Source organism: Micromonospora craniellae, from assembly GCF_014764405.1.
Taxonomy (GTDB): domain Bacteria; phylum Actinomycetota; class Actinomycetes; order Mycobacteriales; family Micromonosporaceae; genus Micromonospora; species Micromonospora craniellae.
Window position 1 is genome coordinate 6,176,546 of sequence record NZ_CP061725.1, and the last position, 24,262, is coordinate 6,200,807.

At 70.3% G+C, this 24,262-nt stretch carries 25 protein-coding genes; 15 read left to right on the forward strand and 10 right to left on the reverse strand.

Translation table 11 applies throughout. The features are described 5' to 3' along the window. Nucleotides 1-90: 90 nt before the first annotated feature. From ID554_RS27995 to ID554_RS28005, 3 genes are all read right to left on the reverse strand, one after another. Entirely contained in the window at nt 91-717 is a 627-nt protein-coding gene (locus ID554_RS27995; RefSeq protein WP_117227766.1) for an STAS domain-containing protein, read from the reverse strand. Between the two features lie 86 nt (nt 718-803). Further along, nucleotides 804-1,073, reverse strand: a complete 270-nt coding sequence (locus ID554_RS28000; RefSeq protein ID WP_117227765.1) for a GlsB/YeaQ/YmgE family stress response membrane protein — start codon at nt 1,071-1,073, stop codon at nt 804-806. Between the two features lie 43 nt (nt 1,074-1,116). Then, entirely contained in the window at nt 1,117-1,560 is a 444-nt protein-coding gene (locus ID554_RS28005) for an STAS domain-containing protein (protein ID WP_117227764.1), read from the reverse strand. A gap of 153 nt (nt 1,561-1,713) precedes the next feature. Here ID554_RS28005 and ID554_RS28010 point away from each other — a divergent pair, with 153 nt between their 5' ends. The 6 genes from ID554_RS28010 (at nt 1,714) to ID554_RS28035 (ending at nt 7,947) form a co-directional block, all read left to right on the forward strand. Beyond that, the gene (locus ID554_RS28010) at nt 1,714-2,397 is read left to right on the forward strand and encodes a response regulator transcription factor (RefSeq protein ID WP_117227763.1); all 684 of its coding nucleotides are present in this window, start codon (nt 1,714-1,716) and stop codon (nt 2,395-2,397) included. Continuing rightward, nucleotides 2,394-3,752 (forward strand): sensor histidine kinase, encoded by a 1,359-nt coding sequence (locus ID554_RS28015; RefSeq protein ID WP_117227762.1) that lies wholly within the window; start codon nt 2,394-2,396, stop codon nt 3,750-3,752. The genes ID554_RS28010 and ID554_RS28015 overlap by 4 nt, the downstream gene beginning before the upstream one ends. Next, nucleotides 3,749-4,324 (forward strand): GerMN domain-containing protein, encoded by a 576-nt coding sequence (locus tag ID554_RS28020; protein WP_117227761.1) that lies wholly within the window; start codon nt 3,749-3,751, stop codon nt 4,322-4,324. The genes ID554_RS28015 and ID554_RS28020 overlap by 4 nt, the downstream gene beginning before the upstream one ends. Nucleotides 4,325-4,448: 124 nt before the next feature. After that, a complete protein-coding gene (locus ID554_RS28025) occupies nt 4,449-4,715 on the forward strand; it encodes a GlsB/YeaQ/YmgE family stress response membrane protein (protein ID WP_117227760.1) in 267 nt (88 codons plus the stop codon). 145 nt (nt 4,716-4,860) lie between these two features. Further along, the gene (gene htpG, locus ID554_RS28030) at nt 4,861-6,777 is read left to right on the forward strand and encodes a molecular chaperone HtpG (protein ID WP_117227759.1); all 1,917 of its coding nucleotides are present in this window, start codon (nt 4,861-4,863) and stop codon (nt 6,775-6,777) included. 237 nt (nt 6,778-7,014) lie between these two features. Continuing rightward, nucleotides 7,015-7,947, forward strand: a complete 933-nt coding sequence (locus ID554_RS28035; RefSeq protein WP_117227758.1) for a diacylglycerol/lipid kinase family protein — start codon at nt 7,015-7,017, stop codon at nt 7,945-7,947. Nucleotides 7,948-8,020: 73 nt separating this feature from the next. Here ID554_RS28035 and ID554_RS28040 read toward each other — a convergent pair whose 3' ends face one another. Then, the gene (locus ID554_RS28040; RefSeq protein ID WP_223884303.1) at nt 8,021-8,308 is read right to left on the reverse strand and encodes a hypothetical protein; all 288 of its coding nucleotides are present in this window, start codon (nt 8,306-8,308) and stop codon (nt 8,021-8,023) included. A gap of 298 nt (nt 8,309-8,606) precedes the next feature. On the opposite strand from ID554_RS28040, the gene ID554_RS28045 reads away from it, so the two are divergent. From ID554_RS28045 to ID554_RS28075, 7 genes are all read left to right on the forward strand, one after another. After that, a complete protein-coding gene (locus ID554_RS28045) occupies nt 8,607-9,269 on the forward strand; it encodes a DUF3224 domain-containing protein (RefSeq protein ID WP_158573718.1) in 663 nt (220 codons plus the stop codon). A 309-nt stretch (nt 9,270-9,578) separates the two neighbouring features. Continuing rightward, nucleotides 9,579-12,341, forward strand: a complete 2,763-nt coding sequence (locus ID554_RS28050; RefSeq protein ID WP_191088643.1) for a M14 family metallopeptidase — start codon at nt 9,579-9,581, stop codon at nt 12,339-12,341. A gap of 24 nt (nt 12,342-12,365) precedes the next feature. Then, nucleotides 12,366-12,998 (forward strand): hypothetical protein, encoded by a 633-nt coding sequence (locus ID554_RS28055; RefSeq protein ID WP_191088644.1) that lies wholly within the window; start codon nt 12,366-12,368, stop codon nt 12,996-12,998. Nucleotides 12,999-13,115: 117 nt separating this feature from the next. Further along, nucleotides 13,116-13,967, forward strand: coding sequence for a pyridoxal kinase PdxY (gene pdxY / locus ID554_RS28060; RefSeq protein WP_117230601.1), 852 nt, complete (start codon nt 13,116-13,118; stop codon nt 13,965-13,967). A 22-nt stretch (nt 13,968-13,989) separates the two neighbouring features. Then, nucleotides 13,990-14,454 (forward strand): helix-turn-helix transcriptional regulator, encoded by a 465-nt coding sequence (locus ID554_RS28065; protein WP_117230602.1) that lies wholly within the window; start codon nt 13,990-13,992, stop codon nt 14,452-14,454. Nucleotides 14,455-14,493: 39 nt separating this feature from the next. Then, nucleotides 14,494-14,925 carry a VOC family protein gene (locus ID554_RS28070; protein ID WP_117230603.1) on the forward strand — a complete coding sequence of 144 codons (432 nt, stop codon included), beginning with the start codon at nt 14,494-14,496 and terminating at the stop codon, nt 14,923-14,925. Nucleotides 14,926-14,966: 41 nt separating this feature from the next. Further along, nucleotides 14,967-16,076, forward strand: coding sequence for a DegT/DnrJ/EryC1/StrS family aminotransferase (locus tag ID554_RS28075; protein ID WP_117230604.1), 1,110 nt, complete (start codon nt 14,967-14,969; stop codon nt 16,074-16,076). 28 nt (nt 16,077-16,104) lie between these two features. Here the strand turns inward: ID554_RS28075 and ID554_RS28080 are convergent, their stop codons facing one another. The 3 genes from ID554_RS28080 to ID554_RS28090 form a co-directional block, all read right to left on the reverse strand. After that, entirely contained in the window at nt 16,105-16,821 is a 717-nt protein-coding gene (locus tag ID554_RS28080; RefSeq protein WP_117230605.1) for a class I SAM-dependent DNA methyltransferase, read from the reverse strand. Nucleotides 16,822-17,045: 224 nt separating this feature from the next. Then, complete coding sequence (locus ID554_RS28085; protein WP_117230606.1) at nt 17,046-17,411, reverse strand: VOC family protein; 366 nt, start codon at nt 17,409-17,411, stop codon at nt 17,046-17,048. Nucleotides 17,412-17,706: 295 nt separating this feature from the next. Further along, a complete protein-coding gene (locus ID554_RS28090) occupies nt 17,707-18,372 on the reverse strand; it encodes a hypothetical protein (RefSeq protein WP_191088645.1) in 666 nt (221 codons plus the stop codon). A 268-nt stretch (nt 18,373-18,640) separates the two neighbouring features. On the opposite strand from ID554_RS28090, the gene ID554_RS28095 reads away from it, so the two are divergent. Together ID554_RS28095 and ID554_RS28100 are read left to right on the forward strand one after the other, a co-directional pair. Next, nucleotides 18,641-19,849: a class I SAM-dependent methyltransferase gene (locus ID554_RS28095; RefSeq protein ID WP_117230608.1), complete on the forward strand. Its 1,209-nt coding sequence runs from the start codon at nt 18,641-18,643 to the stop codon at nt 19,847-19,849. Further along, nucleotides 19,842-21,266 (forward strand): NDP-hexose 2,3-dehydratase family protein, encoded by a 1,425-nt coding sequence (locus tag ID554_RS28100; RefSeq protein WP_158573824.1) that lies wholly within the window; start codon nt 19,842-19,844, stop codon nt 21,264-21,266. The genes ID554_RS28095 and ID554_RS28100 overlap by 8 nt, the downstream gene beginning before the upstream one ends. Before the next feature lie 15 nt (nt 21,267-21,281). Here ID554_RS28100 and ID554_RS28105 read toward each other — a convergent pair whose 3' ends face one another. From ID554_RS28105 to ID554_RS28115, 3 genes are read right to left on the reverse strand one after another with little or no spacing between them, the layout of a single operon-like run. Then, nucleotides 21,282-22,076, reverse strand: coding sequence for a response regulator transcription factor (locus ID554_RS28105; RefSeq protein WP_117230610.1), 795 nt, complete (start codon nt 22,074-22,076; stop codon nt 21,282-21,284). Further along, complete coding sequence (locus ID554_RS28110; RefSeq protein WP_117230611.1) at nt 22,073-23,047, reverse strand: DUF1702 family protein; 975 nt, start codon at nt 23,045-23,047, stop codon at nt 22,073-22,075. Before ID554_RS28110 ends, ID554_RS28105 begins: the two co-directional genes overlap by 4 nt. Continuing rightward, nucleotides 23,044-24,240: a glycosyltransferase gene (locus ID554_RS28115; protein WP_147333567.1), complete on the reverse strand. Its 1,197-nt coding sequence runs from the start codon at nt 24,238-24,240 to the stop codon at nt 23,044-23,046. Before ID554_RS28115 ends, ID554_RS28110 begins: the two co-directional genes overlap by 4 nt. Between the last annotated feature and the right edge of the window lie 22 nt (nt 24,241-24,262).

Here is a 24,262-nt window from a genome sequence, read left to right on the forward strand (position 1 = left end):
GGTTCCCGGTGGCCGCCAGGCCACCGGGACGACCTCGCCCGGCGCGACGCGGCCCGTGTCGTGCCGTCGACCTGTGCCGGGTGTGCGGTGTCAGACCGTGACGTGTCCGGCGGGACGACGCTCCACCAGCGACGCCGCCACCTCGGCGTCCGCCATTGGAAGGGCGGCCTGCCGCAACTGCGCCACGGCCTCGTCGAGGCTTTCGAAGATCGGGAAGACCCCGTCGAGCTTCATGGTGTGCAGCACCGTGCGGATGAACCTCGACGGCGCGGCCAGGCACAGCCGGCCGTCCCGCTCGCGTACCTCGCGGTGGGCCCGTACCAGCAGGCCGAGTCCGGCGGAGTCGATGACGTGCACGCCGTCCAGGTTCACCACGACCGTCCCGTGCACGTCGACCGCCTGCCGTAGCGCGACGCGCAGCGCGTCCTCGGGGCCGGTGGTGGCCTCGCCGCCGACGCCGACCACGGGCGGTTCGTCGGCGCCGCCGACACCGGTCGGCGTACGCTCGCCGCCGCGCGGAGCCGGGCCGGCGGGCAGGGCACTGCACCTCGGGCAGCGGTGCGGACCGGTGGCGAACGGCGAACCGCTCCACCCGTGATCGGACACCAGCGTCCAGACCACCTCCGCATCGGGCAGCACGCAGGCGGTGCCCGTGGTGGTGTCGCCGCAGACATCGCAGATCAGGGTCATCAGGTTGTCGTCCGGTACGACGGTCATTCTGCTTCCTCTCCGGTGGCGCAGCGGTGCGGCCGGGGACACGGACTCGGGGCGTCGGTGTGGTGCGCCGTCGCCGTACGGACTTCTCAGAGGGAGTCGGAGCGTTCCTTGCCGGCGGTGGCGACCACGATCACCACGCCGACCGCGGCGAGACCGGCCTGCGCGACCAGCCCCAACAGGCTGAATCCTCGGAGACCGGCGAGCCAGGCACTGATCGCGCCGAGCAGCGCGATGACCGCGCCGATGGTCATCGTGAGCCACAGCGGCACGGCGGGACGGCCGGGGACGACGAGCCGGCCCACGGCACCGACGACGAGACCGACGACTAGGGCCGCGGCGATCCCGGCGATGGTCATGCTGCTCCTCGTACTCGCGTGTCGATGCGTCGGCGGCGGTGTGTCAGGTGCGTACGGTCACGGCCGCCCGGCCGTACGCGGCCGGCTGCGGTGACGCGGGCTGCCGGGGCGGCACCGGACCGGGACCGGGTGCGGCCGATGTCCCGGCGTCCCCCGCCGGCTCCGGCACGGCCCCGGCAGTGCCGTGCACCGGCAGGATCTGGTCCAGTCGGGCGGTCTGCAGGATGCGGGTGATCCGGGGGTTGGGGTTGCGTACCGCCAGCACCCCGTCGAGGCGCACCATCCGTCGGTGCACGTCGAGCAGCAGGCCGATGGCCGCCGCGTCGATGTGCCGGCAGCCGGCCAGGTCGATCACGACCTGCTGGGGCCGCAGGGCCAGCAACTGGTCGAAGACCGCGCCGGTCTCCGGCAGGCAGGCCAGGTCGAACTCGGTGATGGAGACCTCGACCAGGGGCACCGCGCATTCGGAGCGTCGTGGCGTGGTCACGTCGAGGGCTCCCTTCCTGGTAACCCGAGGTCGGTTCTCACCCTGCCCAGCGGGATTGGCGGGCACTGCGCGGACGTATGACAGTTGCGTGACAATAGCCCCGTACGTGGGTGCTGGTTGGCCGCCCGGCCAGGGCTTGGGGATGATGCCGGTATGACAGCGGTACTGGTGATCGAGGACGACGACCGGATCCGGTTGGCGCTGCTGCTCGCCCTGGAGGACGAGGGCTACGAGGCCCGGGGCGCGGCCACCGCCGAGGAGGGCCTGCGGTCGCAGCGCCGTGATCCGGCCGACTACGTCCTGGTCGACCTGATGCTGCCCGGCATCGACGGCTTCGAGGGCATCCGCCAGCTCCGCCGCGACGACGACGTGCCGATCGTGGTGGTCAGCGCCCGCGACGACACCCACGACATCGTTGCCGCGCTGGAGGCGGGTGCCGACGACTACGTGGTCAAGCCGGTGGCGATCAAGGAGCTGACCGCCCGGCTGCGTGCCCTGCGGCGTCGGGCCCGCACGGTGGCCCCGATGGAGGCGTCGGTGCCGGTGCTCGCCTTCGGCGAGCTGGAGGTCAGCCCGGAGGCGGGGGAGGTACGCCGGTCCGGCACGCCGGTCGCGGTCACCCGCACCGAGTTCCGACTGCTCTGCGAGCTGGCCGAACACGCCGGGCGGGTGCTCTCCCGCCAGCAGTTGCTCAGCCGGGTGTGGGGGTACGACACCGGCGACGAGCGGCTCGTCGACGTGCACGTGGGCCGGCTCCGCCAGAAGATCGAGACTGACCCGGCCAACCCCCGGCATCTGGTGACGCTGCGCGGGCTCGGCTACAAGCTGCAGAGATGAGACGACGCCTCGGACTGCGTGCCCGGGTCACCGCCGCGTTCGCCGTCGGCGCGCTGTCGCTGTCCGCCTCGATGGCCCTGGTGTCGTACGAGCTGACCCGCCGTACCCTGCTCGACGAGCGGGAACGCACCGTGCTGCGGGCGGCGTACTACGACGCGGCGGTGGTCCGGGCGGGCCTGGCCACCGACGAGCCGGACGTGGCGGAGGCGCTGCGGGCGCTGGACACCGGCACCAGCCGGCGCGCGGTGCTGTACCTCAACGGCGAGTGGTACGGCCGCCGGGCCGACACCGGCACGACCCCCGTCATCCCGGTGCGGTTGCAGGACATGGTCATGGCCGGCGAGCCCGCCGTGCAGCGGGTCCGCGTCGCCGACCAGCCGGTGATGCTGGTCGGTGTGCCGTTGTCCGACTCGGCGGCCTTCTACGAGATCGTCTCCCTGCAGGAGCTGGACCAGACCTTCCAGGTGCTCGCCCTGGCGCTCACCGCCGTCGCGATCGTGGTGGCCGGGTCCGGGGCGGCGCTCGGCTGGTACGCCACCCGGCACGGGCTGCGGCCGCTCACCGCCGTCGCCGACGCGGCCGAGCGGATCGCCGCCGGTGACTTCACCACCCGGCTCGCGCCGGACACCGACCCGGATCTGACCAGGCTCTCCACCTCGTTCAACCGGATGGTCGACGAGTTGGCCCGCCGCATCGACCGGGACCGGCGGTTCGCCGCCGACGTCAGCCACGAGCTGCGGTCGCCGTTGCAGACACTCGCCGCCGCCGCCAGCGTGCTGAGCAAGCGGCGGGACAACCAGTACGAGCGGACCACCACGGCGGCCCGGCTGGTGGCCGACGAGATCGCCCGGTTCCAGCAGCTGGTCAACGACCTGCTGGACCTGGCCCGCAGCGATCAGCCGACGCACCGGGAGCCGGTCGACGTCGGCGCGCTGGCCCGGCAGGCGTGCCGGGACCGGGATCTGCCCGAGTCGATGGTGCACCTGGATCCGCACACCCCGGCCACCTGGCAGGTGGACCGGCGACGCGTCGCGCAGGTGTTGACCAACCTGCTCGACAACGCCGAGCGCTACGGCGCCGGCCCGGTGGCGGTGTGGCTGTCCCGCGACGGTGACACCGGCGTGGTGGAGGTCGACGACGAGGGACCGGGGGTTCCGGTGAAGGACCGGAAAGCGATCTTCGACCGCTTCGTACGCGGCCGGGCGGCCAACTTCCGGGGGGGTGGCGACGGCACCGGGCTCGGGCTCGCGCTGGTGGCCCAGCACGCCGCCGCGCACGGCGGCGACGCCTCGGTCAGCGACCGGCCCGAGGGCGGCGCGCGGTTCCGGATCACTCTCCCGGGCAGCGTCGGATGAGGCGCGTCGCCGGGCGGGTGTCGGCCGCCCTCCTGCTGACCCTGGTCGCGGCGTGCGGCGTGCCCGCCGAGGACCAGCCACGAACGGTGACCCCGCCGCCCGGCCCGTTCCCGTACACCGCGACGGCCGCCCCCACCGCGGCGGAGACCGGAGCACTGACCGAGCTGCTCTATTTCTCGCGCGACGACCGGTTGGTGCCGGTGACCCGCCGGGTCGACCAGGTGCCCTCGCCGGACGCGCAGCTACGGGACCTGTTGGCCGGGCCGACACCGGGTGAGCGGGACGACGGCGTCGGCAGCGCCCTGCCCGGTGCGCTGAGCACCGCCGTGGTCGAACTGGCCGATGGACAGGCCCGGGTGACGGTCACCCCGGCAGGCGCGGACACCGGCCGCAGCGACGAACTGCTCGCGTACGGGCAGATCGTCTCCACCCTCAGCGCCCGGCCCGACGTGTCGGCGGTGATCTTCCTGGACGCTGACGGCACCCCGTTGCGGGTGCCCCGGGCGGACGGTTCGCTCTCGGCGGATCCGCTCACCTCCGCCGACTACGCGGTGCTCGTCAGCCCTCGATGACGGGGTCTCCACAGCCTCGTGACGGTTGTGTGACAAACGCCTCTGCTGCCGGGTGGCGGTGTTTGGCCGTTGCGGCGGCAGGGGCACCAGTCCGGCACACCCACCGCGCGAAGGGACGGCTCTCGTGGAAATCTCCGGCTTCTTCATGGCCATCGTCATCGGTCTGGTCATCGGCGCGCTCGGCCGGCTCGTGGCGCCGGGCCGGCAGCGGATCCCGATCCTGCTGACGATCCTGATCGGTATCGTCGCCGCGATCCTCGGCACGCTGGTGGCCGGGCTGCTGGGCGTGGACGACACCGCCGGCATCGACTGGATCGAGCTGTTCATCCAGGTGGCCTTCGCCGCGGTCGGTGTGTCGATCGTCGCCGGGGCGTACGGTCGCCGCCGCTGACCCGTCCCGCTGCCGTCGGCCCGCCCCGGGTGCAACCAGGGCGGGCCGACGGCGTCCGGCGGTTCGGGTGGCCACCGGACGCGCGTACGTCATGACGGCTCGTATCCTTTGTGTGACCCGACATGCCACCGAGAGAGGACCTGGCGTGAACGACCGGACCGAGACCTTGGAGTTTCAGGCCGAGGCGCGTCAACTGCTCCAGTTGATGGTCCACTCGATCTACTCGAACAAGGACGTGTTCCTGCGCGAGTTGATCTCCAACGCCTCTGACGCGCTGGACAAGCTGCGCCTGGCGTCGATGGTCGACAAGGACCTCGACGCCGACACCGGCGACCTGCACATCGCCCTCGACGTCGACCGGGACGCCCGCACCCTGACCGTCCGCGACAACGGCATCGGCATGACCCGTGACGAGGTCGTCTCCGTGATCGGGACGATCGCCAAGTCCGGCACCGCCGAGCTGCTGCGCCAGTTGCGGGAGAGCAAGGACGCCGGGGCGTCGCAGGACCTGATCGGCCAGTTCGGCGTGGGCTTCTACGCCGCCTTCATGGTCGCCGAGAAGGTCGAGCTGGTCACCCGGCGGGCCGGCGAGAGCGGCGGCACGCGTTGGGAGTCCGACGGCGGTGGCACGTACACGGTCGCCGCGCTCGACGACGCGCCCCAGGGCACGGCGGTGACGCTGCACCTCAAGGCCGCCGACACCGAGGACAACCTGCACGACTACACCGCCGAGTGGACCGTCCGCGAGATCGTCAAGCGGTACTCCGACTTCATCGCCCACCCGATCCGGATGATCGTCGAGCGGCCCGGCGTGGACGACGCCCCCGCCACCATCGAGACGGTCACGCTGAACTCGATGAAGGCGCTGTGGGCCCGCCCCCGCACCGAGGTCGAGCCGGCCGAGTACCACGAGTTCTACAAGCACGTCGGCCACGACTGGGCGGACCCCCTCGAGACCATCCACATGCGGGGCGAGGGCACCTTCGAGTACGACGCGCTGCTGTTCATCCCGTCGCACGCGCCGATGGACCTCTTCGCCGCGCAGGGCCGCCGGGGCGTGCAGCTCTATGTGAAGCGCGTCTTCATCATGGACGACTGCGACGCGCTCATGCCCAACTACCTGCGCTTCGTCAAGGGTGTGGTGGACGCGCACGACCTGAGCCTGAACATCTCCCGGGAGATCCTCCAGCAGGACCGCCAGATCCGGGCGGTGCGCCGCCGCCTGGTCAAGAAGGTGCTGGCCACCGTCAAGGACCTCAAGAGCGGGCAGCCCGAGCGGTACCGCACCTTCTGGACCGAATTCGGCACCGTGGTCAAGGAGGGCCTGGTCGACGACACCGACAACCGGGACACCCTGCTGGAGATCCTCTCAGTCGCGTCCACTCACGACGCGGACGAGCAGACCGACCTGGCCGGGTACGTGAGCCGGATGAAGGACGGCCAGACCGACATCTACTACGCCACCGGCGAGCACCGGGCCACCATCGAGAACTCCCCGCACATGGAGGCGTTCCGGGCCAAGGGCTACGAGGTGCTGCTGCTCACCGATCCGGTCGACGAGGTCTGGGTGGAGCGGGTCGGCAGCTACAACGGCAGGACGCTGCGCTCGGTCGCCAAGGGCCAGGTCGACCTGGACACCGAGGAGGAGCGCACCGAGGCCGAGGCCGAGCGGGAGCGGCAGCGCACCGAGTACGCCGCCCTGCTCGACTGGATGGGCGGGGTGCTGACCGACTCGGTGAAGGAGGTGCGGCTGTCCTCACGGCTGACCACCTCCCCGGCCTGCGTGGTCGGTGACGCCCAGGACCTCACCCCGACGCTGGAGAAGATGTACCGGGCGATGGGCCACGAGGTGCCGAAGGTCAAGCGCATCCTGGAGCTGAACCCCGGACACCCGCTCGTCACCGGCCTGCGCAAGGCCCACGAGCAGGGCGACGCGGAGACCTCCCTGGCCGAGACCGCCGAGCTGCTGTACGGCACGGCCCTGCTCGCCGAGGGAGGCGACCTGGCAGACCCGTCCCGGTTCGCCCGGATCCTCGCCGACCGCCTCGCCCGTACCCTCTGATCGATCACCGGACTGCGGGCCGTGCCGTCCGGGCGCGGCCCGCGTTCCCGCTGTTCCGGTCCTGTCGGGTCCCGCTCACAGATCTTGGTGCGAAACAGCCCTTCGGAGGGCGTTCTCGTACCAAGATCCGGCGCGTCACCACATCTGCGGCGGCCCGCCACCGAGGTGGGACTGAACGGCGTCGGCGGACAGTCGCACCAGGCGTGGAGTTCCGGGCGGCGGGGTATTGCGGCGGTCATGAGCGCGAGTGTGGTGGTGGACCCGGACCGGCCTCCGTCGCCCGACCTGGCGGTCGGCACCGTGGCGGTCGTGGCCCATCGGAAGAAGACGCTGGGCGGTGGCCTGGACGAGTTGCGCGCCGCGCTGGTCGGCGCGGGGGTGCGGGACCTGCTCTGGTACGAGGTGCCCAAGAGCCGCAAGGCGCCGAAGAAGGTGCGCAAGGCTCTCGACCGGGGTGCCGAGCTGGTCTTCGTCTGGGGTGGCGACGGGATGGTGCAGCGGTGCGCCGACACCCTCGCCGGCACGGACGCACCGATGGCCATCCTGCCGGCCGGCACCGCCAACCTCTTCGCCGGCAACCTCGACATCCCGGAGGACCTGTCGGAGGCGGTCCGGATCGGCCTGCACGGCCGGCGTACCCGTCTGGACCTGGGCAGACTCAACGGGGAACACTTCGCGGTGATGGCCGGCGCCGGGTTTGACGGCGACCTCATCCGGGAGGCGGACCGGGACATGAAGGGTCGCCTCGGCCGGCTCGCCTACGTGTGGACCGGCCTGCGGCACGTCCGCGGGGAACTGACCCGGACCCGGATCACCGTCGACGGCGATCTCTGGTTCGAGGGCGACGCGAGCTGCGTGCTGTTCGGCAACGTCGGCACCATCACCGGCGGCATACCCGCGTTCGACGACGCCCGACCGGACAACGGTTCGCTGGAGGTCGGTGTCTCCACCGCCGGTGGTGCCGTCGACTGGGCGCGTACGCTGGGCAAGATGGCCACCGGCCGCTCCGAGGACTCGAAGTTCGTCCGGATCACCCGGGGCCGCAAGATCAAAGTCCGCTTCGCCGAGGCGAAGACGTACGAGCTGGACGGGGGCGCCCGGTCGCGGACGAAGCGGCTGAAGGTCCGGGCCGTGCCCGCCGCCCTGACCGTCTGCCGCCCCGACGCGTAGGCGGTCGCCGCGTACCGTGAGGTGGCGCGGGGGAGCGGGTGGCGTCAGCGGGCGAGCCGGCCTGACTCTCTGCTCAGGCGGCGGAATCGCGGCGCCCATGCTCCGTCGCCCGACTCGGCAGTGCCGGCGACGTCGACCATCCGGTCTGCCGCGCGGGTGCCTGTGGCGCGTCCGCCGAGCCACCCCGGGCCAGGCTGAGCGCGCGTTGGGCCTGCTGCCACGGCGCACACGGCCACTCCTGGCCGGCGCAGAGCAGGTGGGCACAGCCGCCGTCCTCGGCCGGCGCGTGTGCGTCGGCGATGTCCAGACCGAGCCGCCACAGCAATGGGTCTGTGACGTCGTCAGGGCGGTCTCTGTGCAAGTCCGCACCTTGAGAGGATTGACACACGTCGCTTGTCAGGTGAAAGTTGTGCGCAATCGATTACCCTCCACATTCGCGGTGTGACGCTGCGCAATCGGTGACGCGGGCGGCGTCCACTCCGGACGCTCCGTGCTGGCCGCTGCCAGCGAGCCGAAGCGGTCGAGGCGCGGTGCGAAGCCCACCCCCATCACCTGCCGCGCGCCGAGAAGGGGCCATAAGCCTCATGTCCGAGTTCCGTACCCGTTCCCCGTGGCGACGCCGGATTTCCGTCTCCGCCGTATTGGCAGCCGGCGCGGCGGTGCTGCTGGTCAGCCCGGCCGCAGCCATCGTGCCGCAGGCCGCCGCGCCGGCCGCCAGGACCGCCGACACGGCCAGGGTGGCCACGTCGTCTGTGCCGCCTGTGTTGCAGTTGCGCTTTGCTGATGGTGGCGCCACGTCGTCGGAGGCGGCGCGGTCGACATCCGCGGCTGCGCGCGAGCGACTCGTCCGGCCTGTTCCCACGGTCCCGCCGGGATCGCCCGGCGCGTACAAGGTGGTGACCGGCGACCTGTATCCGCGCCACGTGGCCTTCGAGCCGGTCAAGGTCACGCCGGCGGGGCATTCGGTGTGGCGTGTCATGTACGGCATGAAGTATGTGGGCGGACTCGTGGGTGAGACCGAGGACATCGAGTTCCAGATCCTCGACCGGGAGGGTAACGGCAGCATCGACAGTGCCGGAGCCTTCGCCGGCACGCTGGACGGCCTGGAGGGCGGCTTCATCTTCGAGTCGGAGGGCAAGCAGAGCGCCGACGGCACGTTCACGATGAACTTCGACATCACGCCGGGCACGGGTTACGGCAAGCTCACGGGTGTGACCGGTAGCTTTACGGTGGTGGCGACGCGCGCCCACTGCGATCCGAGGGACACCCCGGAAACGTGCGAGACGTTGGTCTCGTACACCCTCGCCTACCGCCTTCCGTAATCCGGAAGCCGGCAGGATGCCGCGTTCGGCCCTCCCGCAACGGTGGGTCGAGCGCGGCGGCCCTGCTCGGCCGGGGTGATGCGGGGCTGCCGTCCATACTTCGGGACGATTGACAGGTGACCTTCGTCAGGTGAGAGTGGTCCGCAACCTGAACACTCCTACCTCTCGATGTGTGGCGCCGCGTAATCGGCGATGCGGGCGGTGTCCACATCAGACGCCCTTGTCCGATGCCACGGGGAGCTGAGGCATCCGGGGCGAGGTGCTAACCCCCACACCCCCACCGCACGCCGAGAAGGGGCCACGAGCCTCATGTCGGAACTCCGTACCCGTTCCCGATGGCGACACCGGATACCCTTCCCCACCGTGCTGGCCGCCGGTACGGCCGTGCTGCTGCTGGTCAGCCCGGCCTCGGCCGTGGTGCTGCAGACCGCCGCGCCGAGCGCCGAGACCCCCGCCGACCTCGGCCGGCTGGCCGACGAGCAGACCAGCGTGATCGAGATGGTGGTGGCCGACACCACCGAGCTGGACGCCCTGCTGGCCACCGGCGTCGATCTCGACCACCACATCCACCACACCGCCGACGGCATCGTGGTGCACGCCGTGGTGAGCGGCAACGAGGCAGCCACGCTGACCCGGGCCGGCTTCACCTTCGGCAAGGTGCTGCACACCGAGGAGGACGCGCAGGACCGGATCGCCGAGCGGGAGGCGACCATCGCCGCACACCTGGCCGACAACCGGGAGTTCTCCGGTGCCGCGGTCGCCGCCCGGTCCGTCGCCTCGGATGTCAAGATCATCCGCGCCGACTACTACACCTCGGGCACCACGCAGGTGCTGTCGGTGGAGGCGAAATGGGCCCAGGGGCAGAACGCCGCCACCGCGCTGACCGTCGAGCGGGACAGCGGGCCGGGCACCGAGTTCGGCTCCGGCGGCACCCAGAACATCACCCGGTTCGTCGACGCCGGGGTGTACCTCTACCACCGGGGTGCGGCGCAGGTGACCAGCCGCCCCGACTACGTACGGATCACCAGCCCGACCGGTGACACGGCGGTGGCCAAGGTGCACGAGTGGCTGCCCGTCCCGGACACCGACCCGGAGGGGCCGGGCTATCAGAAGGACTTCGTCACCAGCTACCTGACCCCCACCGAGCTCTACGACCGGATCAGGTCCGTGTCCGCGCAGTACCCGGAGATCTCCGAGATCGTCGAGCTGCCGCACAAGACCAACGGCTACCGGCGCAAGGCGCAGGCCGTGCTCGGCACCGCCAACGCCAGCCGGGTCGGCGTCGACTCGGCGGCCTGGGGACACCAGGGCGGCAACGACATCACCGTCGAACTGGCCGACCCGGGCACCACCGGTGCGTCGCTGACGGTGACCGTGACCGGCAACCAGGTCCGCGTCGGCCTCGCCACCGACGCCGCAGGTACCGTCACCAGCACCGCCGCCGAGGTCGCCGCCGCACTCAACGCCCAGGCGGGAACGCTGCTCACCGCGTACACCTACCGGGGCAACGCGGGCGCCGGCGTGGTCGCGCCGGCCGCGCCGACCGCGCTCTCCGACGGCCTGTCCGCGCCGGAGACGGTCTCCCGTGACCCGCACGCGGTGTACGCCATCCGTATCGGCAAGCACCGCGACGGCTCCAAGATGGGCGTGCTCGCCTACGCCCAGGAACACGCGCGGGAATGGGTGCCCCCGTTGGTGACCATCGAGACCGCCGAGCGGTTGCTGCGCAACTACGCGCACGACGCCGACACCCGCGAGCTGGTGGACAACCTCGACATCTGGATCGCGCCCTCGATCAACCCGGACGGCGGGCACTACTCGTTCTACGACTTCAACTCGCAACGCAAGAACATGACCAACCACTGCACGCCGGAGACCTCCGGGGACTTCCTCGGCCGGACCTCCTGGGGTGTGGACAACAACCGTAACTACACCGAGTACAGCCTCTTCGACGGCTACTCGGGCGCGTCGACGAACTGCACCAGCGGCACGTACGCCGGGCCTGACGAGCTGTCCGAGCCGGAGAGCCGCAACGTGGACTGGCTGGCCTCCCGGCCGAACGTCAAGTTCTCGATGAACCTGCACTCCTCGGGCAACTACTTCATGTGGTCGCCCGGCTCGTACGCCACCCCGGGCCGGGTCTCCGCCCCGCGTCCGACGCTGGCCGAGGAGTCGCTGTTCTGGGGTGCGTCGTCACGGATCCTGACCGCCATCAAGCGGCACCGTAACCTGGCCGTCACCCCGGCCCGCACCGGCCCGATCGCTGACGTGCTCTACTCGGCGGCCGGCAACTCCGGTGACATGCTCTGGTACAAGTACGGCATCTACGCCTGGAACTTCGAGGTGGGCACCTCCTTCCAACCGGCCTGGAGTTCGGCCCGTGAGGAGACGATGGAGTTCTCCAACGGCCTGGTCGAGATGCTGCGGGTGGCCCGTGACCTCGACACCGACGAGCAGGCCCCGGCCAGCTCCGTCGAGGTGGCCACCAGCGCCACCGAGGGCTCGGTCGACGTGACGTTCTCCACCAGCGAACCGGCGGCGGTGTTCTACACCCTCGACGGCAGCCGGCCCACGTTCGAGTCCACCCTCTACGGCTCGGCGGGCATCCGGGAGGGCGGCGAGACGCTGACCGTCCCGGTCGGCACGACCGTGCACTGGTTCTCGGTGGACGCGGCGGGCAACGTGGAGCGCGGCTACCAGCCCGACGGTCAGGACGACAACCACAACCGCAAGCGGCTGACCGACCCGAACGCCGCACCCGAGGTGCCGGTGACCGTCAGCGTGCAGGCGCGGTGCGTGGCTGGTAGGGCGTACGTGGCGGTGCAGGCGCGTAACGACCATGACGGTCCGGTGGATGTGGTGTTGGAGAGCGCGTACGGGCAGCGGTCGGTGTCGGCCGTGGCGCCGGGTGCGAGTGCGTTCCAGCAGTTCACCACGCGGGCCGCGTCGGCCCCGTCGGGTACCGCCACGGTCCGGGCCACCGGCTCGGTCGACGGTGAGAGCGTCACCACCGTCGTGACCCGGGACCACTCCGGCGCCAACTGTGCCGCAGACCCCCGTCAAGCCCAGTAACCACGAGAGACAACGGAGAAGCAGATGAGGACAGGTAGTCGGAAGCGTTTGTTGGCGGCGGGTGCCGCCGGGGCGTTGCTGGTCGGGTCGGTGGCGGTGGCCGCGCCGGTGTCGGCCGATCCGGGTGACGGTGGTGACGTGACCGTGACGGTCGACATCGAGGAGTTGGTCGAGCCGGGTGTGTTGGCGATGTCGGTCGCTGGTGATTCGGTGGTGTTGACCGAGGAGGGGTCGTCGTTGTTGGTGCGTCAGTTCGTGGGTGGTCTGCCGACGGTGACGGTGACGGACACGCGTACTGCTGACGAGGTGCCTGAGGGTGCGGCGTGGGCGGTGTTGGGTAGTGCCACGGATTTCACCGGTGGTGCGGGTCAGGAGCCGATCGGTGCCGGGCACCTGGGGTGGAAGCCGCGTCTGGTCGATGGTGACGACAGTGGTCTGGTCAGTGAGGGTGAAGAGGTCGTGACGGTGTTGGACGAGCCGACGCAGCCGGGTAACAACGTGGGTCTGGTCGACCAGGAGTTGCTGGTGTCGACGTTCGACTCGGGTGCGGTCGCGGGTGGGGCGTACTCGGTGGACGCGGACCTGTTCCTGCGGACCCCGGCGGACGTGGCCGCGGGTGAGTACACCTCGACCCTGACCCTGTCCCTGTTCGAGTAGGACCGGCCGGACGGGGGTCGCCGCACGGCGGCCCCCCGCCCGGTGCCACGGCCGTGACCTGGCCGAAGGCCACCCCCCTGCGGCGTCCCGGGGGACGGTAGGCGCGATGATGGACGGGTGAAGATCCTGTCCATCCAGTCCTCGGTCGCCTACGGCCACGTCGGCAACTCCGCTGCCGTCTTCCCCCTGCAACGGCTCGGGCACGAGGTCTGGCCGGTGCTGACGGTGCACTTCTCCAACCACACCGGGTACGGCTCCTGGCGCGGGCCGCTGCTCGCGCCCGCCGACGTCGCCGAGGTGATCGCCGGCATCGCCGACCGTGGGGTGCTGGGCGACGCCGACGCGATCCTCTCCGGCTACCAGGGCGACCCGGCGATGGGCGCGGTGATCCTCGACGCGGTGGCCCTGGTGAAGACCGCCAACCCGGACGCCGTCTACTGCTGCGACCCGGTGATGGGCGACGTCGGCCGGGGCATGTTCGTCCGGCCGGGCATCCCGGAGTACCTGCGCGACGTGGTGGTGCCCCGGGCCGACATCGTCACCCCGAACCAGTTCGAGCTGGAGTTCCTCGCCGGCCGGTCGACGGACTCGCTCGACGAGGTGCTGCGCGCAGCCGACGTGGTTCGCGCCACCGGACCCCGACACGTCCTGGTCACCAGCGTGCTGCACGGCGACGCGCCGGCCGACTCGCTGGAGGTGGTGGCCGTCTCCGACGGGGGTGCCTGGGCGGTGACCACGCCGCTGCTGCCGATCAGCCCGAACGGCGGCGGCGATGTCACGGCCGCGTTGTACCTGGCGCACCTGCGCAGCACCGGCTCGCCCGCGACGGCGCTGGAACGCACCACCGCCTCGATCTTCGCGGTGCTGGAGGCGACGCTGGCGGCCGGCACCCGCGAACTGCAACTGATCGCCGCCCAGGAGGCGATCGCCGACCCGCCGTCCCGTTTCCCCGCCCGCCGGTTGCGGTGACGGAAGCCCAGGCTCGGTGACGATGAGTGCCCCTGTCCGTCGCGTTCCGGGCGACCTGCTGGTCCACCTGCGCCGGGCCCGCGATCACATGGACCGCCACTACACCGAGCCACTGGACCTGGCAGCCGTGGCCGAGGTGGCCGGTTTCAGCAAGTTCCACTTCCAGCGTCTGTTCACCGCCACGTACGGCGTCTCGCCGGCGGCCCACCTGTCCGGTCGGCGCATCGAGCGGGCCCAGGATCTGCTGCGGGCCACCAACCTCACGGTGACCGAGGTATGCCACGCTGTGGGGTTCGCCAGCCTCGGCTCCTTCAGCAGCCGCTTCCGTGAGGTCGTCGGTGAGACACCGAGCGAGTTCCAGTCCCGCTGGGCGCGCGCCGGGGCGCCGCGCATCCCGGGCTGCTTCGTGTTCATGTGGGGGCTCGCGGAGCGGCGTAGTGTCACCGCGCAGGATCCGCCACCCGGCCTGGGCGACACCGCAAGGTAGGAGAAGGCACGGGGCCCGGACCCGTCCTAGCCTGGTCCCATGATTACCAACGTGTCGCTGACCAGCGTATTCGTCAAGGACATCGACGAGGCGAAGGCTTTCTACATCGACGTCCTGGGGTTCGTCGAAAAGATTGATCTCACTCTCAGTGAGGGCTTCCGGTGGTGCACCGTCGCGCATCCGAGCCAGCCCGAGTTGCAGGTGCACCTGACCGTGCCCGGTCCGCCGTTCTCGCCGGAGGTGGCCGAGTTGTTCCGTCGGGCGCGGGACGAGGGCAGCCTGTTCGGCATCGGCCTGGATGTCGACGACTGTCGCAAGACCTTCGACGACCTGCGCGCCAAGGGGGTGGAGTTCCTCCAGGAGCCGGAGGAGCGCCCGTACGGGGTGGAGGCCGTCGCCCGGGACAACTCCGGCAATTGGCTGGTGCTGGTGGAGCCACGGGAGTTCACGCCCTCCGACCAGCCGGTGTGAACCCTCCACCGTGACCGGTCGCGGCACTAGCCTTACCAGCTATGAGCATCAACGTGTGGAGCTACCTCACCGAGTACGAGGCGGAACGCGAAGACCTGCTCGAGGCTGTCGACAAGGTGTTCGGATCGGGTCAACTGATGCTCGGGGCGAGCGTGCGGTCGTTCGAGACGGCGTTCGCCGCGATGCATCACCGGAGTCACTGCGTCGGCGTCGACAACGGCACGAACGCGCTGGTGTTGGCGCTGCGCAGCCTCGGTGTCGGGCAGGGAGACGAGGTGATCACGGTATCGAACACGGCCGCGCCCACGGTCGTCGCGATCGACGCCGTCGGTGCGACCCCGACCTTCGTCGACGTACGGCCCGAGACGCAACTGATGGACGTGGCACAGCTGGCCGACGCCGTCACCGAGCGCACTCGCTGCATCCTGCCCGTGCACCTGTACGGGCAGGCGGTCGACATGATGACGGTGCGCCAGGTCGCCCACGACTCCGGGCTCGCGGTCCTCGAAGACTGCGCCCAGGCGCACGGGGCCCGTCAGGAGGGCCGGATCGTCGGCTCGTTCGGTGACGCGGCCGCGTTCTCGTTCTATCCCACCAAGGTGCTCGGCGCCTACGGCGACGGCGGCGCCGTGATCGCCGACGACGAACAGGTGGCCGCCACTCTACGGCGACTTCGGTACTACGGCATGGAGGACCGCTACTACGTCGTCGAGACGCCCGGTTTCAACAGTCGCCTCGACGAGGTGCAGGCCGAGATCCTGTTCCGGAAGCTCTCGCGGCTGGAGCAGTACATCTCGGCCCGCCGCGCGATCGCGGCCACCTACGATGCGGCGTTCGCCGGAACGGACCTCGGACTGCCGACCGTGGTGCCCGGAAACGAGCACGTCTACTACCTGTACGTCGTGCGGCACCCCGCCCGCGACGAGATCATCCGGCAGATGAAGGCCGTCGGGATCGGCCTGAACATCAGCTATCCGTGGCCGGTGCACACCATGAGCGGGTTCGCGCATCTGGGACAGGACATCGGCTCACTCCCGGTCACCGAACGCCTGGCGAACGAGGTCTTCTCGTTGCCGATGTATCCGACCCTGTCGGCGTCGGACCAGGCGCGAGTGATCGACGAGCTGCTCGCCGTCCTGACCCGTCTGTGAACCACCGCCTCATCGAGGCGAAATCGACTCAGCCGTCCGACCTCTCGAAGACCGAGATGACGAGCGGGCTGTCGGACTCGACCGGGGTCCGCTCCCAGTCGCACCACCGCTCGCGCAACCGCAGCCCGGCAAGACGCGCCATCAGGTCGAGCTCGGCCGGCGACACTCCACGGCCGTCGAACGGAACGACATGCGTCAGGTCCTTGCCATAGATGATCTCGCGGATGTGGAACTGCTGCGACAGCGGATCCACCTGGTAGGCCCAGAGCACGGTGGCGTTCTCACCGATGTGAGCGGGCATCACCCCGAAATCGCCGGGTGCGCGGGCGAAGGTCTCGACCACCAGCACGCCGTCGTCGGTCAGGAGTTGCGCGGCGTTCATGACGCATTCTGTTTGCGCGTCCTGTGTGGTCAGCAGCAGGAAGGTGTTGTCGAGGCACGCGACGAGCCGGTACCGGCCGTCCACCGCGATCTGCGGCAGTTCGCTGACGGCGGTCTGCACCGTGTCGCCGCCGGGCTTGCCGGCCAGGGCGCTGAGCATCGAGGTCGAGCTGTCGACGCCGGTCACCGTGAGGCCGCGAGCGGCGAGGGGAATCGCGACCCGACCGGTGCCGACGCCGAGTTCGAGTACGGGACCGTCCTCGGCCAGGTCGGCGAGTGCCGCCACCATCGATTCGGGCGCCTCGGCGCCGTAGACGAAGTCGAAGAGTTCGGCGTAGCCCTCTCCGTACGTTTCTGCTGCCATGTCGGCTCCTGCCAGTGAGGGGTGGGGTTCGAATGCCCCACATGCTCACATCAGCACACCGACGGACCCGCCACAAGAGGCGGACGCGGATCGTCCGGGACGACGCGGGGCACCCGTCGGCTGATCCGTCACGCGATCAGCTTCGGGGTGCCCCGACCTGGTCCAACTGCCGGACTCGACGTCCGGCGCATTTACGGTCGTCGACTGCTGTTGGCCTGCTGGGCCTACTCGGCCGGCGGCTCGTACTTCGGGTTCTCCCACACGAAGTTGACCTTGTTGCCTGCCGGGTCCACGATGTCCGTCAGCTTGATGAAGTCGAAGTCCTGAATCTCACCGGTGGGCACGCCCGCGCTCTGGAGGCTGGCGACATGGGCGTCAATGTCGTCGACACCGATCACGATATTGGTCTTGCCGGAGGTCTCCGGGTCCAGGGAGACCTGGATCCACGCGTTGTCGGCGATCTGCCACTCGGCGACGCCCTCCTGGGGCTCGACGTCGGGGTCGCGCCCGATCCACTGCTTGTGCCAGGCGACAGCAGCGGCGTGGTCGGTGACGGGCAGAACCGCCGTGACACTCTTCAGGTTCGGCACGTTGGGCTGTCCCTTCAGGTTGGTTGCATGTCATTTCCTGCGCCGCGAAAGGCGGTAGGCGAAGGTGTACGATAGCAGCGTTTCATACATTTCGGTCTGTCGTCCGGTCGACAGTGGTCGCGTGTCGCCACCTTCGGTAAAGCAACCCGTCGCGTCGGCGGGATCGTCCTGACCGGCGTCCCGCGCGCGATGACAAGCTTCATTGCGTACGCGTTCCGGCGGGCAACCGCGAGCGCCGCCGCACCCGACGTGTGGGTGCGGCGGCAGCGCGAGCGAGCCTCTGCCCGGTGTCGGGTCAGTCCGTGACCACCCGGCGCAGGGCGGTCTCGGTGAACACCTTGATGGCGACGACCTCGTTGTCGGCGTTCGCCATCGGAACGAGGCCCTCCTGGAAGTAGGAGAAGCCGATCGGCGGGACCTTGTTGACCGTCGCGAACATGTGCGCCGCGTCCGGGTTGTGCAGCGTACCGATCGGCGTCTCGACGGCCAGGAAGATCATCTGGTGGCTGCGCACCGTGTCACCGGCGGCGAAGTCGATCCCGAGCGGGATCTCCAGACGGCCGACCGACGGCGGCAGGTTGACGTCGAACGACCGCCCGACGCCGAGGGCCACCTTCTGCCCGGGGAACAGCACCTGACTGGTTGCCTCGGCCCGGTAGGACTTGATCTCGAGGTCGAGCCGGAGGGCGCCGTTGAGCGTGAGCACCGGGTCGTGGAGCTGGATGACGCAGGGCGACTCCGGGAACTCGAAACGCTCCCGGGGCATCGTCGTGTCGTTGGGGTCCTTGCCGGCGACGACCTCGATCGTGGTCTGTGCGATCGCGTGGTAGCCGCGGCTGCCGTCGGCGAAGGTGCGCCGAGGCGTCATCACCTCGAGCACCTGGCCGGCGCGGCCCCGCAGGGCGGCGGCCGGGTCGGCGATCTCGCTGGGGAGATCGCGGTCGAGCTCTTCGAGGAGCATGTCACCGATTTTGATCATCTCACTTGACCTTTCGTGCGAGTCGTCTTGACCGTGGGATTGCTTTTGGCTCAGCCGGAGGTTCGCTCGTAATCGCAACCCTAGGAGCGCGGTGCGGAACTGGGCGCCGGCGAATCACGCCAGTCGATACGAGAGTCACGCCAGAAAACCTGGCGCACCTACGACGCCGACCGACACGGCCACGACGCTGTCCGCGTGATCCACGCCGGACGGCAGGCTGCGGCGGTGGTGAGCGCCTAGCATCCGCTACATGCCTTGCAGAGCCTGTGGCGACGCGGTGACGCAGTTCCTGGATCTGGGCCGGCAACCGCTGTCCGACGCATTCCGAAGTCCCGACGATGTCTCCGATGAGTTCTGGCTTCACCTGAAGGCCGTGGTGTGCCACGGGTGCCACGTCGTCCAGCTCGCCGACCCCGTGCCGGTCGAGCGGATGTTCCACGAGGAGTATCCGTTTCGCACCTCGTCGTCGAGGCGGATGTCCTCCCATTTCGCCGCGACTGCCGAACGCCTCGTCGCCGGGTTGGCCGCACCGGATCCCTTCGTCGTCGAGATCGGCAGCAACGACGGCACCATGCTCGCCACGATCGCCGATCGCGGCATTCGACACCTCGGCATCGATCCGGCGGCCAACATGGTGGGTGAGGCGCTGGCCCGGAAGGTCAATGCCCGTGCGGAGTGGTTCGACGCCGTCACCGCCGACCGGGTCCGGGATGAATTCGGCCCGGCCGACGTGGTCTATGCGGCGAACACGATGTGTCACATCCCGGATCTACCCGGCGTCTTCACCGGTCTGGAGACGTTGTTGGCCGACGACGGCATCGTCGTCTTCGAGGATCCCTATCTCGGCGACGTGCTTCGGCTCGGCTCGTTCGACCAGATCTACGACGAGCACTTCTATCTGTTCTCGGCCACCTCGGTCGCGCGCATCGCCGAGCTGCACGGGTTCGCTCTGGTGGACGTCGAACATCTTGAGGTCCACGGTGGAGAGCTGCGGTACACCCTCGCCCGTGACGGGCGGACCCCCTCGCCCGCCGTCGGCGCGCTGATCGCTCAGGAGGGCAGGGAGAGGACACACGAGCTGCCTCGGCTGGCGGCGTTCGCGGCCGAGGTCGCCGACCGCCGAGACCGGCTGCGAGACGTGCTCGACGGGGAGCGCGCAGCAGGTCGAAGCGTCGCGGGATACGCCGCGACCGCGAAGAGCGCCACCGTCCTGAACTACTGCGGCATCGGGCCGGAACTGCTCCCCGTCGTCTACGACACCACACCCGAGAAGCAGGGCCGACTGACTCCCGGTTCCCACATCCCCGTCGAGCCGTTCCCGCAGGATCTCGCCGACTACCCGGACACCTTCCTGCTCTTCGCCTGGAATCACGCCGAGGAGATCCTCGCCAAGGAGCAGCAGTTCGTCGACCGGGGCGGCCGGTGGATCCGTTACGTGCCGGATGTGCGGCTTGGCTAGCCGCAGCGTGGCCGCCCCGTCGCACCTCATCAAGTCGCGTGCTGACCAGTCGCTGCTCGACGAGATCCGACGGTGGCGTGAGGGGATGGTCCGCACCCGGTACGCGCGTCCGTCCAGGCTGCCACTCGATGCCGTACCGGGCTGGAACACCGGTGTCGCGGAACCCGCCTTCACGCACGGCAGCGGCAGGTTCTTCGCCGTCCGAGGGCACAGCGTGCGCACCGAGGACGGCCGACGCGCGTGGATGCAGCCCATGGTCGACCAGCCGGAGATCGGCCTGCTGGCGATCGCGGTGACACCCTCCGACCGAGGCTACGCGGCACTCGTCCAGGCCAAGGCCGAGCCCGGCAACATCAACGGCATCCAACTGTCGCCGACCGTGCAGGCGACCCGGAGCAACCGGGAGCGGGTGCACGGCGGCCGGCCGGTCCCGTATCTCGACCTCTTCGACCCCGCGACGGCCGACGTCATCGTCGACTCGCGGCAGTCCGAGCACGGTGGCGTCTTCTGGCAGAAGCGGAATCGCGTGATGATCGTGCGCACGCCACGGTTCGAGCCGGATGTGGGCTTCCGCTGGATCGAACTCGCCGACCTGCTGGCGTTGCTCCACGACGACGACCTCGTGCACGCCGACACGCGTGCCGTGCTCGGGTGCGCACCATGGACGCTGCCCAGCGGTTTCGCGGCGGCCGGGGCTCGGATACCGATCCTGCCCCGAACCCTGTCCGGTGCCGCCCGGTGCGACGTCAGGCCGCTCGCGCGCTGGCTCTCGGCGGAACGCGCCAGGCAGTCGTCCGTGTCCGTCAGCGTCGCCCTGCCGGACCTGGCGGGCTGGGGCCGGAGCGCCGATGCGCTCAGACGCGACGACGGCACCGGCTTCGAAGTCGTCGCCGTCAGTGTGGACGCGGCGGGGCGCGAGGTCGACACGTGGTGTCAGCCCATGGTCCGTCCGGTCGGTCTGGGCGTGGTGGGCCTCGCCGTCTGCGACCGCGGCGGTCAGCTCAACCTGCTCATGCAGGCATGTCCCGAGCCCGGGCTCGTCGACGACGTGGAGTTGGGGCCGACCGTGCAGATAGCGGGCGGTGAGGCGCCCCGGTCCGGGGCGGAAGCGGACCTGCTGGCCCTCCTGCTCGACCGCCCGATGGAGGCGGTCCTGTTCGACGCGGTGCTGTCCGACGAGGGCGGTCGTTTCCTCCACAGTCGCTGCCGGCACCTTGTCGTGCTGGTCGACGACTGCGACGCGCCGGTGGGCTTCCGGTGGTGTCCGGTCAGCGAGGTGATCGCCATGCTCGTGCACAGTCACCAGGTCAACATGCAGGCGCGTAGCGCGCTGGTGTGCCTGGTGGGCGCGGTGGCCGGCGAGCCGCTGTCGCGATCGGAACCGGTGCCACGGCCGGCCGCGCGTACCGCCGCGTGACCCCGGCCGTGCGGCTCAGCGGCGGCCGGGGGTCGCCGACGCGGTGGCGGCGGGCCGCCGATCTGCGCGGTGGGCGGCCTCGTCCAGGGCCGCCTTCGCCGAGGTGCCGTTGCGGGTGGCGGGCTTTCGATGCGCGTCGTCTGCCGTACGCTGACGCATGGCCTCCATCGAGCCGTCGAGGAGGCCGTGCCGGGCGGCGACCACGACGGCCTCGTGTCGGTTCGACACGCCGAGTGTGCGGTACAGCTCTTGAAGGTGCCGGAACATCGCCCGGGTGGAGAAGTTCTCGTGGCTGGCGAGGCGTTCGACGCTCCACCCGCTGGCGAGCGCGGCGAGGCGCATGACGTCGGACTCACCCACCGAAAGGTCCCCGTCGGTCCCTGCGGGTCTGCTGAGGAGATCGACGGCAACCGCCCTGGGCAGCCGGACGACACCGGCCCACGTCGCTTCGAGCGCCGCCACGATCTCGTCCGGTGACGCCGCATAGTCGACGACACCCCATGCGCCGGCATCGAGCGCTCGACGATAGTCGTCGACGGTGGGGTCCACCAGCAGCGCGAGCAGCGCCACCTGGTCGTCATGGGCGCGGAGCGCCGCGAGCACGTCGACGTCGGCCTGGCTCCGGATGGAGAGAAGCACCGCGAGACGGTACTCGGTGGGGTGGGCCGCATGGCGGAAGCGCCGGATCCAGGCGTAGCAGTCGCCCGGCTCGGCCGTCTCGTAGCCGGCGTTGTCGAGTTCGCGGGCGATTCCCTGCCGGTAGGCCGGAATCGGGTCGCGGATGGCGCAGACGTGCCGTGGCTTGCTCATGCTGATCGTCCCGGGAGTGGGAGCTCGTCGCGGAGCCGTCGCTGCCACGACACGTAGCCGCCGTCGAGGCTGGTGTCCCGTTCGGGTGGCTGTAGGCACCGATCGGTGACCGTGGTGACCCAGCCGGCGCTGGGCGCGTCGAGGTGGTCGAGGAACCTCTGAAAGCTTCGTGGTGACGCTTCTCGGCGCGCGGTCAGGCCGAACGCCAGGCCCTGGAAAAAGGCGCGCCGCTCGGCCTCCTGCTCCGACGGTGCCTCGGGGACGCACCGCATCCGGCGCATCCCGGCGAACGCGGTGGCCAGGCCGAGCCCGGCGTACAGCTCCGGTCTGGATCGGGGGGCCAGCCGTTCGCGCTGGTCGCGGAAGACCTCGGGGCGGCCACCGGCGACGAACCAGAGCGCCCGACCGTAGCCCTGCAACCACAGCGTCTCATACTCCGGCTCGGGAAACGGGCAGGGCGCGTCGAAGCGCGGCGGCGTGGCCGTGAGGAAGCACGTCGCGAACGCCATGCCGTCGATGCCGAGGCCGGTGAACAGGCCGTCCTGGCGCCACAGGGGACTTCGTCTCATCGCGCGCGTGGCGAAGGGTCGGACGGCGTACCACCATCCCCAGCCGGCGAAGATCAGATACCGGTGGCCGGGCAGCGTCGTGAGAAGGCTGCGATGCGCCGTACGGGCTCTGCCCGGGTACAGCGTCCCGCCCGCGGCGAGCGCCATCGCGGCGCCCTCGACGTAGAAGGGCGCGAGGTAGTCGTCCTCCATCGCGTCGACCCGCGCGCTCACCACTGCCGGATCGTACGTCCGCAGCGTGTCGTTGAAGCCCTGCGCGAACTCGCGGCCGATGGCGGAGACGAGGTCGCCGACGGCGTCGTCGACCGGGGTGAACAGGGCGAGCCGACGGTCGAGCCGTTCGTCGGTGAGTTCCATCCGGGCCGTGATGCGCGACCGCAACCGATCGGCGGCGCTGGTCATCGGTGCGCGTTCTCGGCGTGGATCCGCTCGAGGAACCCGACCGCGGCGTCGTCGATCGGTGGCACCGTCAGCGTCTTGGCCTGCAGTCGCCGTGCCGCCCGCCGGTACGCCGGATCGTTGAGGACAGTGTTCGTCGCCGCCGCGACGTCCTCCGGAGTGAAGGTCGTCCAGTCCAACTGCACGCCCATGCCGTGCTGCTCGAAGCGGTTGGCGATCTCGAAGGCGTCGAAGAGGAGGGGTACCGCCACGACGGGGACGCCGTTGACGATCGCCTGGCGGGCGGTGGCCGGGCCCGCGTGGGTGAGCAGCATGTCGATGGAGCGCATGAGCAGCGCCTGAGGCACCCACTCGACGACGCGGACGTTCTCGGGGACCGGGACCCCTTCGATGATCTCCTTGCCGTGCCAGTCCAGGCCCTTGCCCGTCGAGACGATGACGTTGGCGTCGACGGCGCCCATGCCGGCGATCACCTTGGCCAGCGGCGGCCCGTAGGAGGGGATCGTCGACGCCGCCGTGCCGAAACTGGCGTACACGAGCGGGCGCCTGTCGTCGACGAGGTCACCGACCCAGGCCGGCAGCACCTCGCCACGACGGACCCCGTCGACCCGGACGGTGAACACGTGGGGCAGTTCGAGCTCTTCCGGCGCGAAGATCGGGGACAGCATGTTGAGGTGGCCGTACGCGTACTGGCGGAGGCCGTCCGGGTCCGGCGGCAGTCCGAACTGCCGGCGGCGGCGGTCGAGCGCGGCGACGACGCCCTTGCCGAGCATCATCCCGTTGAAGTCGAGGACGCCGACGGTGACGTGCGGCAGTCCGGCCTGCTCGGCAGCGAGGTACCCGCCGAGTTCGCCGGTGTCGCGCAGCACGATGTCGGGATTCCAGTCCGCGATCGCCCGGGCGACGTCCTTGCCCATCGCGACCGACGCCTCTCCGCAGAACAGCTCGGCCATGAAGTTCTGGGTGAAGTCCTCCATCTCCTCGGGGAGGACGTCACCGTCGAGGCTGTCGAGGAAGTCGCCGACCCAGTCCGGGCCGGCGGTGATGTGCTCGATGCCGAGCGCCTCGACGGTGGCGGCGAAGCGCCCCGACACGGCGATGGCGACGTCGTGGCCGCAGCGCTTCGCGGCCTCCGCGACCGGGATCAGCTCCAGCAGGTGGTCGTGCGCCGGCAGACTGGAGAAGAGCAACCTCATGATGTGTTCCTCCGTGATGGGT